Source organism: Paenibacillus gallinarum, from assembly GCF_014836635.1.
In the GTDB taxonomy this organism is placed as follows: domain Bacteria; phylum Bacillota; class Bacilli; order Paenibacillales; family Paenibacillaceae; genus Paenibacillus; species Paenibacillus gallinarum.
The window spans coordinates 40130-54342 of record NZ_JACSQL010000001.1 but is presented as its reverse complement, the minus strand read 5'-3'; the positions used below and the strand labels follow the sequence as shown (position 1 = coordinate 54342).

Sequence of the window (14213 nt, the reverse complement as noted above, 5' to 3'; positions counted from 1 at the left end):
TTGTGTATCGGATTCTTATGAATCTTTCTCAGGAAATACAAGGGATTCCCAATGATTTGGATCAATACCGCATTGTTTTAGTACATCCATGATATCCACTTGTTTCCGCGGGTTGTCCTGCTCTAAGTTCTGATCATTGTTCCTGCTTGGATACTCCATGTTCATGCCGACAACCACTCCATTTATTTTAATTTATAAGTTATATGTATTTTTTATTGATCTGTAACACTAGACCTATTATACGTAAAAAAGCCTATATTTGTTGTCGTCTTATGGCAGAATCTAAGGGGATTTTGCTTCTATTTTTGTCGAAAACATAAAAAGACCTTAAAACCAACCTAACAAGAGGTCCTAGTTTTAAGGTCTTTTAGCTAATTCTGTCTGTGATAAAATTTACATCAATATAAATTATGCTGAATTACTGTCCTGCTCTTGCCAACTCACGCATGTTTGCTTCAAAAGCAGCAAGTAATGCATCGTCACCTGTAAGTCCACTTGCTTGCACTTTGTCAATCTGTTCCAGCATACGTTTGAAATCTTTTGGAATCACTCGAACAAAATATCCAATCTCCTGTTTCCAGTAATCTAGAATGTGCTGTCCTACCGTACTTCCCGTATATTCTACGTGACGGCTTATCATACCTCGCAGATCCTCTGCTTCGGACGTATCTTCAATTCGCTCCAGAAGTACCATCTCGAGGTTACAGCGGTTTAGGAACGTACCGTCTGAGTCGTAGACGTAAGCAATACCGCCTGACATCCCTGCTCCGAAGTTACGGCCTGTATCTCCAAGAATAACTACACGGCCCCCGGTCATATACTCACAGCCGTGATCTCCTACTCCTTCAACCACTACACGGGCACCTGAGTTACGAACCGCAAAACGTTCCCCTGCAATGCCGCGTATATATGCTTCTCCACTTGTCGAACCGTAGAGTGCGGTATTCCCGATAATGATGTTCTCTTCCGCAGGGAAAGTAGACTGAGGCGACGGCTTTACAATCAGCTTACCGCCAGACAGACCTTTACCTACGTAGTCATTACAATCGCCTTCTACGGTAAGCGTCATTCCTTTCGGTACAAAGGCACCGAAACTTTGACCTGCTGATCCAATAAACTTGAACCTGATCGTATCTTCCGGAAGACCTGCAGCGCCATATTTACGGGTCACTTCACTGCCAAGGATGGTTCCGACTGCACGGTTCACATTCGTAATACCGAGCACGCCTTCTACTAATTGACCAGACTCCAGAGCTGGAGCAGCCATCGGGAGAAGTTTCTGTATATCCAAAGTCTCTTCTAGACCATGATTCTGTCTTTGGGTACGTACACGGTTCGTTCCTTCGGCTTGTTCTGGCACATGGAGGAGCAGCGAAAGATCAATTCCTCTCTTCTTCCAATGGCCATCAGCATGTTCTGCATCCAGACAATCCGTACGGCCTACCATCTCTTCAATGGTACGGAAACCAAGCTCCGACATAATCTCTCTTGTGTCTTCCGCAACAAAGCGCATAAAGTTAACGACATGTGCTGGATCTCCCATATAGTTCTTGCGAAGTTCCGGATTCTGAGTTGCTACCCCTACCGGACAGGTATCCATCTGGCACACACGCATCATAATACAGCCTAGTGCAACCAGTGGAGCCGTAGAGAATCCATACTCTTCCGCACCAAGTAAGGCTGCCACAGCTAAATCACGACCGTTCAGCATCTTACCATCAGTCTCCAGTACAACACGGTCGCGCAGATTGTTAATCATCAGCGTCTGATGCGTCTCTGCGAGTCCCAGCTCCCAAGGCATACCGGCATGACGAATGGAACCTTGCGGAGAAGCTCCTGTTCCCCCATCATATCCGCTGACCAGAATAATATCAGCACGTCCTTTAGCTACTCCCGCTGCAATGGTACCCACTCCTGCTTCGGATACTAGCTTTACATTAATATCTGCACGAGGGTTCGCATTCTTAAGGTCATAGATCAGTTCCGCTAAATCTTCAATCGAGTAAATATCGTGATGCGGCGGAGGCGAAATAAGACCTACACCCGGTGTTGAGCCGCGAACTTCAGCTACCCAAGGATATACTTTACGTCCTGGAAGCTGTCCGCCTTCTCCTGGTTTCGCTCCTTGCGCCATTTTGATCTGAATCTCATCGGCATTTACCAAATAATTCGATGTTACCCCAAAACGTCCAGAAGCCACCTGCTTAATCGCACTACGGCGTGAATCACCATTACTGTCTTTTACAAAACGAGCTGGGTCTTCTCCACCCTCACCGGTATTGCTCTTACCGCCAACACGGTTCATTGCAATCGCTAAATCCTCATGTGCTTCTTTACTTATGGAACCAAAAGACATTGCTCCTGTCTTAAATCGTCTCATAATGGATTCAGCTGACTCCACTTCCTCAAGAGGAACTTTTGGACCCGCCGGTTTTAATTTCAGTAGCGATCGGATAGTAAGTCTCTTCTCATTCTCGCCTTGGACAAGCTTTGCATATTTCTTATAAAGCGTGTAATCTCCCGTTCTTACCGCATGCTGGAGCGTATGAATCGTCTGCGGCGTAAATAGATGGTCTTCTCCATCGCTGCGCCACTGATATTCTCCTCCTGAGTCCAGCACTTTATCGTTACCATCTTTATCTGTAAATGCGCGCTCATGATGCACTAGTGTCTCTGCTGTCACTTCTTCCAAGCCAATACCGCCAATGCGGGAAGGTGTCCAAGTGAAGTATTCATCTACAAAATCACTCTTGAGTCCTACAGCCTCAAAAATCTGAGCGCCTCGGTATGATTGAATCGTGGAAATTCCCATCTTGGATAAGATTTTCACTACACCTTTTGTCGCAGCCTTAATGTAATTCTTCACTGCCTTCTCATGCGTAATCCCGCGCAGCATACCTTGCTGAATCATAACATCCATGGTCTCGAATGCTAAATATGGATTCACAGCACTCACGCCGTACCCTAACAACACCGCATAATGATGTACATCGCGAGGTTCCCCGGACTCCAGCAAAATGCTGACTTTCGTACGGGTTTTTTGACGAATCAGATGATGGTGAAGTCCCGATACAGCGAGTAACGCAGGAATAGCTGCATTCTCTGCATCTACACCGCGATCTGACAGAATGAGAATATTATGCCCTTTCTCAATGACACGATCTGCTGCTTCAAAAAGTACATCCATCGCCTTCTTCATTCCCTCTGCACCTTCTTTAGCAGGGAAGAAGATCGGGATCGTCATTGAACGGAAACCGGGTCTACGTATATGACGGAGTTTTGCGAACTCCTCATTAGAGAGAATAGGTGAAGATACACGAATCTGTCTTGCACTTTCTGGTTCCGGCAACAGTAAGTTACGCTCGGGACCAATCGTAGTCAGTGTCGAAGTGACAATCTCTTCGCGCAAAGCATCAATCGGCGGATTCGTGACCTGTGCAAACATCTGTTTAAAATAGTTATAAAGCCGCTGCGGGCGATCCGATAATATCGCCAGGGGTGCATCGTACCCCATGGAACCCGTTGCTTCCATCCCTGTAGAAGCCATCGGCTCGAGGACTTTACGCAGCTCTTCAAAAGTATATCCGAATGCCAGCTGAAGCTGGTTGATATTCTCATGTTTTGGTTCTGGGAGTTCCGGCGCATCAGGCAACTCATGAAGATCGACAAGATGCTCTTCCAGCCACTCTTTATATGGTTGTTCGGATGCAATCTGCGATTTTACTTCATCGTCCGAAATAATACGTCCTTCCTTCGTATCCACCAGAAGCATACGGCCTGGGCGTAATCTGTCCTTGTACAGAATATTCTCTGGTGCAATATCAAGGACTCCCACTTCCGAAGACAACACAATACGGTCATCTTTGGTTACATAATACCTGGCAGGACGCAGCCCGTTACGGTCTAGTATGGCACCGATCTGGATTCCATCTGTAAATGCCATTGCAGCCGGTCCATCCCATGGTTCCATTAAGGTACTGTGATATTCATAGAAAGCCTTCTTATCTTCATCCATACCAGCATCGTTGTTCCAAGGTTCAGGCACCATCATCATGGCGACATGCGGCAAGGAACGTCCGCTTAAGTATAGAAATTCAAGCGTGTTATCAAACATCGCTGTATCCGATCCATCCGGATTAATGACAGGTTTTACTTTGGACAAGTCTTCTCCGAATAGTTCGCTCTCAAACAGGGACTGACGTGCGTGCATCCAGTTGACGTTACCACGCATCGTGTTGATCTCACCGTTGTGGATCATGAAACGATACGGATGTGCTCGCTCCCAGCTTGGAAATGTATTGGTACTAAAGCGAGAGTGCAGCAGTGCCATTGCTGATTCTACCCGTTCATCTTGCAGATCAAGGTAGAATTGACCCACCTGTTCGGTCGTCAGCATGCCTTTATATACAATCTTACGGCAAGACATACTTGGAATATAAAATGTATCCGCGCCTCTTACCTGATCAGCGTACCGAATCTGCTGCTCTGCACGTCGGCGAATAATATACAGCTTCCGTTCTAGTTCGAGTCCGCTCAGCTTCTCCTCGTTCGTGCCAATGAACACCTGACATACATAAGGCTTCGCAGCAAGCGCTGATTTGCCTAGCATTCCATCGTATGTGGGTACTTCACGAACACCAAGATACTGCTGTCCCTCGTCTTCTATGATCTTGCGAAGGATATTCAGATGCTCCTCGCGAACCTCTTCGTTACGTGAGGCGAAAATCATTCCTACACCATAATGATCCGGCTCTGGAAGATGGTATCCAAGTCGCTGTGCTTCTTCTGCAAAAAACTGATGAGGGATCTGAATTAAAATTCCGGCTCCGTCACCTGAATTGGGCTCACTTCCTTGTCCTCCGCGATGCTCCATGTTACTCAGCATCGTCAAAGCTTGACTAACAATATCGTGAGAGGCAGCCCCTTTAATATTAGCAACAAACCCCATACCACAAGCGTCTTTCTCGAACTGCGGGTCATAAAGCCCCTGTTTTGGAGGTAATCCAGTCTGTCTCATGGAACGCAACCTTTCTATGATCATGAATTTTAGGAACATCCGTGATAAGCGAAAAATGACGAAGGGACAAAGGGAACGAGGAGTAGTAATAAATAGTCCGTACTTGACGATCATAAGTCGTATAGTTCTCTAATTTTAACATCGAGTGTAAACTCGGTGCAATTTAAAATTTCTATGGTCGTCATAAGGAAAAATTTGTGTTTATACCTCTATATACCGATGTTTTTTCCGGCATTTGCTTGGATAATTTATTCCTGCTCATTCCCTGATAACTCTTTATATTGTTCTTAATTATTTGCCATAACGGTGTTATATTTGAATGGACCATTACTCTGAAAATTTGTACAATCTTTCAGAAAATAGAAAACCCCGCCTTCTTATGGAAGGCGAGGCTTTTGTGTGACAAGAAGCACTTTCAAACAAGTCTATCTATGATAGGCTGTATTATGGGTGCATTCATTATTTTTTTTGATATTGATTAATCATGCGGTCAGTGCTTCACCACTGTGCGTATGGTTTTGATCTTCTGATTGATCATTGCTTTTTTTAGAACCGCTCCATAAGAAGTATCCAAGTGTTAATAACATGCCCACTACAGCATAAACACCTAGGGTTTCAGCTTGTTTCCACATTAGATCATAGTTTCCGCTCATTACTACAGCACGATAACCAACAACACTGTGGTACATAGGTAACAATTGACTAATTGGACTCATCCAACTTGGAAGCGTTTCAAGCGGGAATGTACCACCACTTGTAGCAAGTTGAAGTACGAGTAGAACGATCGCAAGATAACGTCCTACTAGATCCAGCCAAGTTACGAGTGCCTGAACAATCATCATGGAAGCAATTCCTGTAATGATCGAGAACAGATAGAAGTAAGGAACACTCTGTACTTCAAGGTGTAATACATAAATCATGAACGTAGCGATTGCAATAGCTTGAATTATACTCATTCCTGCAAAAGCAAAGAATCGGCTCACAAAGCGTGCCCAAGGCGTTGCACCTGGTACACTTGTTTCACGCATATTCATAACGATTGTTGAGATCAATGCACCTACAAATAAACCGATCGACATAAAGTAAGGTGTTAATCCTGTTCCGTAATTCGAAACCGTTCTTGACTCATCTTCTACCGTTTGAACCGGCTCTGCGAACATATCAACAAAGCTGTCGTCTTTCCCTTTCATCTCTGCAGTCTCGTCAGCCGCATCGTTAAGCTTGTCGGCAAGTTCTTCTGATCCATCTTTTAACTCTGTCAGTCCATCATGAAGTTCGCCAGCACCATCCGTTAGCTTCACAGAACCGTCAGCAAGAGTATCTACCCCGCCGGTAAGTTCACCTACACCACCAGCAAGCGTACTTGTTCCCGATTTAAGCTCGGCTGCACCTGAGCTAAGTGTCTCACTGCCTGTTGCTGCTTCACTTAATTTCTCTCCGAATAAGTTCATACTACTAGCAAGTTCTCCCTGACCACTATATAACTGATCTGCCCCTGCGAGAAGCTGATCTTGACCTGCTGCGAGCGTACTTGCACCTTCGGCTAGTTGTTTCTGAGCATCAGCAAGCTGTTGTGCACCGCTTAGTAGCTGTCCGTGTCCGTCATTTAGAGACTGTGCTCCGCTAAGTAATTGCTGCTGAGCAGCGAGAAGGTCGTCGGCACCCGAAGATAACTGTGAATTCCCCTCATTTAGAGACTGTGCACCACTTAGCAGTTTACTTTGTCCTTCACTAAGCTCACTGCTTCCTGCTGCAACAGCCTGACTAGCTGCAAGCAGCTTTTGTACCTCAGGAAGTGCTGCGAGTTCTGGACTCTGTTCAGTCAGCTGTTTAATCCCTTCTGCTACGCCTTGCGCTCCTTCAGCTATTTGCTTGCTAGCTGCTTGAGATGCAGTGAGACCATCTACAAGTTGCTCACTTCCTCCAGCTGCACTTTTTAGTCCATCTGAAAGTTTGCTGGCTCCTGCTTCGGTAGAAGTAAGTCCGGCTACTAACTTTTCACTTCCTGTTGATGCATCCTCAAGACCCGATACTAGGGAGTCCGCACCTTCCGATGCAGCAGAAAGACCCGTGCTAAGCTTTCCTGCACCTTCACGTGAACTTACGATACCGTCTTTCAACTTACCCGCTCCATCCTGAAGCTGTCCGATCCCGCCAGCTAGCTGGCCTTCCGCATCTACGAGCTGAGATAGTCCAGAAGAAAGATCGCTGGCACCTGAGCTTAATTGACCCGCTCCATCATCCAAGGTTTTGACCCCGTCTGCAAGTGGAGCAATGCCTTCTTTTAGTTCCAGTGTTCCGTCTGTCAGTTTCTGAAGATTTTCTTGAAGTGTCAGCGCTCCATCATTCAGTTCGCCGGCTCCGTCATTAATTTCGGTTGCTCCATCTCCTGCTTCTTCGAAGCCATCTGCTACTTCTGTAAATTTATCAAGCAGCGTTTCTGTATAGGATTCGGTTACCGCAGCAGATACCTTCTTGCTGATTTCCTTCATTGCTGTGTCACCAATCTGAGCTCCAATAAAGTTATAGCTCGCATTCGGTTCATAGACGAGTTCAGAAGGATTTGGTTCATCATCCATTAATGTCGTTGCTTTTTGCGAAAAATCTTCTGGAATGGTAATCATCATATAATACTCGTTATTATCCATTCCTTGTCTTGCCTCATCGAGATCAACAAACTGCCAATTGAAATCTTGTCCTTCTTTCAGTTCATCGATGAGATCTTCCCCGATCTGAAGCTGCTTACCTTCAAATTCAGCACCCTGATCCTGGTTCACCACCGCTATAGGCAGTGTGTCCAGCTTGCCGTAAGGATCCCAAAAGGCGGTAAGATATACGCCCGTATACAGAATAGGAATCAGCATCACTGCGATGAGCGGAATAAGAACTTTGGGGTTCTTCAGTGCCCGCCATACATCTTGAAAAAATACGGATAATGTCTTCATTTACTTCTTTCTCTCCCTTTACGCTATCTCACTTCGAACTTTTCTAGTTGTAATTTCATTTCATAAGCGCAGTATGAAAAATGAAAGCGCGAACTTCATGACTGTTTTCCCCAAATAGTCATATGAGATTAAAAAAAATAAGCTTTCTCCTATGCTTTTTCAAAGATACAACCTAATTACTGCATTATTTATATAATCCTCTACCTGAGCAATGAAACATTTTTTTGTTTTATCGCATACTTTCTACTTTGTCTCAGGGAAGTTTTTTTAAAAGCCGGCTATTTCTATCTATCTAATTACTATATATCGCAGCCGGCTTTCCGTAAGTATTTTTATACTGGAAGATCTGGCACTAGTCCATGCACCAAAAACAACTCAATATACTGCTTAATTTCTTCTTTGCTGAGAGGATCATTCCCATGACTCCAATCCGAAGTAAGTGCAATGTAGATCTTAAACATAATGAAAGACGCTACTTTTGGATCACAAGGTTTTATCTCTCCCTTTTCTTGCGCTAAGCGAAGTTCTTTCTCGAGATAACCTGTGATTACACCTTCTACCTTGGCATTGCCCGTTTTTGCCTGCAGTGTTCCAAACTCCCTCACTTCTTGAGAAAGCTTAATGAGCAGGTCATGCTGCTCTCTGAACTCAAGTAAGGAATCTAATATTCGAAACAAGTTATTAAAAAACGTCTGCTCATGATCTAATTCTCTCTCTGCCAAATTCTTCATTTCTAAAATGACTTCATGCAAAATCTCATCGAACAATTCTTCCTTATTGGTAAAAAAGGTGTAGATTGTTCCCTTACCTACATTCGCAATCTTCGCCACCTGATCCATCGTCGTTGCTTTATAACCAAACAAAGCAAAGGACTTCGCTGCTGCTTTGAGTATTTGTTTGCGACGATCTATCGGAGCCATTGCCTCTCCTCCTCTAATCTCTGATTGACTAAAAATCAAATTCGGTCATCCGGTCAAAAATCACTTTACCACTTTTCTGTTCTCTTAGCAAGAAAAAAATTACATAACATAAATAAAGAAAGAGCAGCTTCCCATCCGGCTTATCCAGCAAGACTATAAGCAGCTCTTTCTTATATATTTAATCTATATCATAACTCATGAAAATGATGAATTTGATTCAGTAAGAATTAAATTTCTGTACTTGCACCCGGCTCTAATGCAACTCCTTTTATCCCTTTGGATTCTAGAAGCTCAGTAAACGATTTTGCATCCTGTTCAATAAACGGGAATGTATTGTAATGAACTGGGATGACCTTTTCCACTCTCAGCCATTCAGCGGCGATTACAGCATCCTCAGGACCCATTGTCAGTACATCTCCAATCGGCAGGATGGCAGTATCAATATCGTTCATTTCACCGATAATTTTCATATCACCGAAAAGGGCGGTATCTCCTGCATGATAGATCGTCTTGTCACCCATCGTTAACAGAATTCCCGCAGGCTGTCCCATATATACGGTTGTCCCGTTCACTTCAAGAGAGGAACTATGGAAGGCGAGCGTATACTTTACTTTGAAACCATCAAACTGGTGGCTTCCGCCAATATTCATATGTTGCACTTGTACTCCTTGACTCTGGCAATACTCTGCTAATTCATAGACCGCTACAACAGGACAATCGTTCTGTTTTGCGATCGTGATTGTATCACCGAAGTGATCCGAGTGACCATGTGTTAGTAGCACTGCGTCTACTTTGACGTCTTCAGCAGCTATTGTTGCGGTAGGATTCCCTGTTAAAAAAGGATCAATAATAACGCGTTTGCCTGCTTCTTCAACGAGGATACATGAGTGACCATAATATGTGATTTTCATAGATTGATACGCCTCCTAATCAGTAGAAATGAACATTTCTCAAAGGAACTATCTTTCTAGTATATCACTTTTGGAGCTTATTTATAAAATGTATGATTTCCGATTCTTTTAACTTTTATTTGTGAATGATGTACTGTTAAGTCGTCAGCTAGGGTAATAGATAAGAAGTAGAGTGTTTCGTCAGGCACTTCTTTCCGTCCGTTGAGCGCTTCATTGACAGCACGAATGGTGTCCTCGTTCGGCGTCACACGGTCCATTCGGCCGTTCGCCACGGGACTAAACTGATACTTTTGATAAATAACGCCTTTAATGGTATCGGGATAATTGGCTGACCGTAGCCGGTTTAAGACAACGTTAGCTACTGCTACTTTGCCTTCGTACGGTTCACCTTCTGCTTCTGCCATGACAATTTTTTGTAGCATACGCAGCTCTTTATCCGAGACGTCGTAGTTCCAGGTTGCCTTATCTTTTTCTTCCTGGGTTAGTAATTCCGTCTTGGTAAAGTATAGAGTTTTTGGGGGAGTAGTTTGTTTTTCCTTTTCTTTTGCTAGCGCAATCGCTTTTTGTTCTTCACGTTGTTTTCTTTGTGCTTCCTTTTTGGCTTCTAGAGCCTTACGTTCCGCTTCTTTCTCATTCTGAGCATTCGTTTCAGCCGAAAGAGCTGCTGTTTTAATCAAGACATGGTCTTCCGAAGACGAATGTCCTGATTCACGTGTCAGCTGTGCTGTAGTTACCGTGTTTAATCCTGTTAAATCCGTCACGGAAGTAAGCATAGCGACTCCGTCCCGATCAGAGTACATCCTGCTGTTTTGATTTACTGCTATTTGATTCATAGGAGTTCCGGATTCCGTACTACCCTGAGTTGTACTTTCCCCATATACTTCAACAGCCTTCGTAATCAGGCTTGCCCCCAATATAAACACAAGCAGCACATACATGAGCGGTGCTACCCAGCGAGTCTCTCTATTTGTATTCATAATAACCTCCTGTTATATCGGCACAATTCTACTTAACTGTAACCAAAAATGCAAGGTTTGAATACATAGAGGAAACTATTTTATGTGTCTGATATCCCTGTGAGCCCCTTAAGTGAAGGCAATGCTAAACTCAGAATTCCGTTGATACATCAGGATTTTTTACACACGAACACCTGCTCTGTATTTAAAAATAAAAAATTTTGAATAATTTTTGTGAATTTTTTTAACTCTATTAAATCATTTAATATATTTGGGTTGATTGTATATTTTTAGGATAATAAACAATCAACCCATTTTGTAACCAAAATTAAGAGAAAAGTGACGGTTAAAAATCAAATTTTTCAATTATTTTATACATTGGTTTTTGACCAAGTATCGTCTGATATAACACAAAGTCTTTGACAAGCCAGGGTTCTATTTTTTCCTGTACTGGCAATTCCTTTACATTCCACTTATGCTTCTGGGAATCATCAAATTTGCGAGCAATCGTAATATGAGGTCGATAAGGACGATCCTCGGGAATATATCCTAACGGAGTAGTTGCATCTAGAATATGCTGGAAAAGCCCAGCGAGCTCATCAATCTCTCCTTCGACTCCTTTCCATAAAACCCTAGGACGTAATGGCGAACCAAAAACACCTGCCTCCCCAACACTTAGAGGAAACTGTTGCATCTTAACAGCGGCTTCCCGAAGAGCTTCACACAGCGCGTTTATGGAACTCGTTTCTGTATCCCCTAAAAACTGAAGAGTAATATGATAATCTTCTTTATGTGTAAAATTACGGAAGGGAAGTTTGTCTTTATTATCAACTGTCCAGCGCTGTATTTCTTCTTTCACATGATCTGGTAGAGAAACAGCTGTGAAGATACGTACTTTGTCTTGTGTCGTTTGAGTCATTCGAAGCTCCCTTTCTAATTTCGCTTTTATCTATCTATCTTTACCTAGTATTAACCAAATTATAATACTAATATCCTAGTACTAGTACCAGGTACTAATGTAATATAAAAGGTTTAATTTCCCATATTGTAAGTTTACTCCCAAATTGATCGAGACGAATTGAATAAGATATCAAGCATAATCTAACTGTCACTCCATCTATAAAATATGGTAACACAAGCAATTTTTATTGTCCCTGTTTATGGGTGAGTAACCTATAATTACAGATCTATTTTCCACTGAATCAACGTTAAAATTTTTTTACTACTATATAATAGGTTTCCCTATACCAAGTACGGCTGTTCTATTGCATTATAAATATGGGTTTCTTCTATTATAAATGTTAGGAAATAGATGGTACACGTTTGGTACTCCGTCCCCCCGCTACAATTGCCCGTCTGCCCAATCATCTGCTACACTGTAACTATTCATAAATCGAGGAGGATCTACGCGAATGAGCAAAATTGTTAGTTTAATTTCTTTTACAGAAACAGAGCAGCAGCATATCCAGGATATAGCACCTCATTATACGATAACTACAGGCAAAGCAAAGGAGCTTGATCCCTCCCTCCTGCGAGAAGCAGAGATACTGGTGGGTTGGCCAAAAAGTAAACCGGATGAATTACTCCATCCAGACAGCAAATTAAAATGGGTGCAGACTTGGTCTGCCGGCGTAGATTACCTTCCTCAGGAAGTTTTTGAAGAACGAAATATTTTGCTTACGAATACAAGCGGAATTCATGCAATTCCGATCTCAGAAATGATCCTTGGTATGATGCTGTCTTTATCTCGTAATCTTAAACGGGCGGCTGTTAATCAGTCTAACGGTACATGGGATGCGAGTGAAGATAACATGAGTGAACTTCATGGCAAGACGATGGTCATCGTTGGCGTAGGTGAGATTGGGAAGGCCACAGCTAAACTTGCCGAAGCTTTTGGCATGAATGTGATTGGTGTTCGCAGATCAGGTAAAGAAGTAGAGCATGTCAGTAAAATGGTCTCCATGGATCGCTTTGAAGAAGTATTGGCTGAAGGAGATTATGTGGTTAACATTCTTCCGCTTACCGATGATACCCGCCACTTATTCAATGAACAGGCTTTTGCCGCTATGAAAAAAGAGGCATGCTTCATCAATGTTGGCCGCGGCGCAACCGTAGATACCGCTGCACTGCTGCAAGCTTTACAAGACAAGAAGATTGCATCTGCTGCGCTTGATGTATTTGAAGAAGAACCCTTGCCAAGTAACCATCCCCTATGGTCGATGGATAATGTACTGATTACACCTCATATTGCCGGAAGCACTCCTTATTATAAGGAGCGTGCTTTTGAAATATTTATAGAGAATTTGAAAGCTTATGTGAAGAACGAAACTCTTCCACGTAATCTAGTCGATTACAGTCGTTCTTATTAGAAATACAAAAACCCGCTCAAGACATATATCTTGAAGCGGGTTTTTCTTATTTTCAGCTACAAGCCTTAGTCTCTAAGGTGATTCTCGGTTTGCTTCTTACAGTACCAAATTTCTCGAACAAAAGAACCCTTCGATGTGGTCACGTGCTCTTCCACTCTCCATCCGGTCTGCTGGAGCTGCTGTGCAATGGGCTGTGTACTTACAATGACCGCTTCCGAAGCCAGCTTACCAAGGTGATTCAGCAGTTGCAGTTGTTCTTCTACCGGTAAGACGGAACATACATTATATGGTAGATCTAATATTGCGCGATCGGCCTTTTCTTCGAGATTCGTCATATCTCCAAGCGTAACCAGGCTATCATCATAACCATAATGACGAAGATTCTTACGAGCCCCTTGTACGGCAAGCGGGTTGATGTCATTACCACGAATGGATATCCCCATGGATAAAGCTTCAATTAAGACATTCCCCATCCCGCAGCAAGGATCAATCATCGTTACTCCTGTGGCTTCAGGTGCTGCTATATTAACGAGTGCTCTGGCAACTCTGGTACTGAGTCCAGTGGAATAATTGTGCGGTTTATTTTTGTGATTCAGCCATACACTCTCTGCTTCGTGACATAGACCAAGTATCCAGCCTGATTCCAAGTGAATGAGACCCAGTGTAATATCCGGTTTTTTCATTCTCGCTGTACCCCGAATCCGGCTCCCTACCGCACGTTCAAGCTTTCTTTGCTCTTCGTAGGTGTAAGGAATGCCTTCTTTCAGATACAACACTTTAAAAGTTGAACCCTCTTCTAGTTCTATGGATTCGGCAAGCACTAACAATTCATCCAAGGCAGAAGCCGAGAATAATATATCTACTCTCATTTTAAGAAAGGGACTCCGCGATGGATCGATGCAGTGATTCGTTATATAAAATGAATTGTTCGAAGCCTCCTGCATTCCAAGCAGTCGTTTCAACTCTAGAAAACAAAGAGCCTGTTCACTTTCGTGACAGGCAAAGGTATATAAAAATGTATCGCTCGTTCTATTTTTATTGTGAATGATCATGAGTAACCATAAATCCCTTCTCATCTCGCATTGTACATACTAG

9 protein-coding genes are annotated in these 14213 nt (G+C 43.2%); 1 reads left to right on the top strand and 8 read right to left on the bottom strand.

From position 1 onward, the window contains the following. Nucleotides 1-15 precede the first annotated feature (15 nt). The 7 genes from H9647_RS00220 to thpR form a co-directional block, all read right to left on the bottom strand. The gene (locus H9647_RS00220; protein ID WP_191797099.1) at nucleotides 16-165 is read right to left on the bottom strand and encodes a hypothetical protein; all 150 of its coding nucleotides are present in this window, start codon (nucleotides 163-165) and stop codon (nucleotides 16-18) included. Nucleotides 166-418: 253 nt separating this feature from the next. Further along, a complete protein-coding gene (gene gltB, locus H9647_RS00215) occupies nucleotides 419-5017 on the bottom strand; it encodes a glutamate synthase large subunit (protein WP_191797097.1) in 4599 nt (1532 codons plus the stop codon). A gap of 482 nt (nucleotides 5018-5499) precedes the next feature. Beyond that, entirely contained in the window at nucleotides 5500-7962 is a 2463-nt protein-coding gene (locus H9647_RS00210; RefSeq protein ID WP_191797095.1) for a YhgE/Pip domain-containing protein, read from the bottom strand. A 332-nt stretch (nucleotides 7963-8294) separates the two neighbouring features. After that, nucleotides 8295-8882, bottom strand: a complete 588-nt coding sequence (locus tag H9647_RS00205; protein WP_191797093.1) for a TetR/AcrR family transcriptional regulator — start codon at nucleotides 8880-8882, stop codon at nucleotides 8295-8297. Between the two features lie 227 nt (nucleotides 8883-9109). After that, nucleotides 9110-9793 (bottom strand): metal-dependent hydrolase, encoded by a 684-nt coding sequence (locus H9647_RS00200; RefSeq protein WP_191797091.1) that lies wholly within the window; start codon nucleotides 9791-9793, stop codon nucleotides 9110-9112. A gap of 77 nt (nucleotides 9794-9870) precedes the next feature. Beyond that, a complete protein-coding gene (locus H9647_RS00195; RefSeq protein WP_191797089.1) occupies nucleotides 9871-10770 on the bottom strand; it encodes a cell wall hydrolase in 900 nt (299 codons plus the stop codon). A 325-nt stretch (nucleotides 10771-11095) separates the two neighbouring features. Then, entirely contained in the window at nucleotides 11096-11668 is a 573-nt protein-coding gene (gene thpR / locus H9647_RS00190) for an RNA 2',3'-cyclic phosphodiesterase (protein ID WP_191797087.1), read from the bottom strand. A gap of 493 nt (nucleotides 11669-12161) precedes the next feature. Between thpR and H9647_RS00185 the strand changes: the two genes are divergently transcribed. Next, nucleotides 12162-13118: a D-2-hydroxyacid dehydrogenase gene (locus H9647_RS00185; RefSeq protein WP_191797085.1), complete on the top strand. Its 957-nt coding sequence runs from the start codon at nucleotides 12162-12164 to the stop codon at nucleotides 13116-13118. 65 nt (nucleotides 13119-13183) lie between these two features. Here H9647_RS00185 and H9647_RS00180 read toward each other — a convergent pair whose 3' ends face one another. Then, the gene (locus tag H9647_RS00180; protein WP_191797083.1) at nucleotides 13184-14170 is read right to left on the bottom strand and encodes a TRM11 family SAM-dependent methyltransferase; all 987 of its coding nucleotides are present in this window, start codon (nucleotides 14168-14170) and stop codon (nucleotides 13184-13186) included. Nucleotides 14171-14213: the final 43 nt, after the last annotated feature.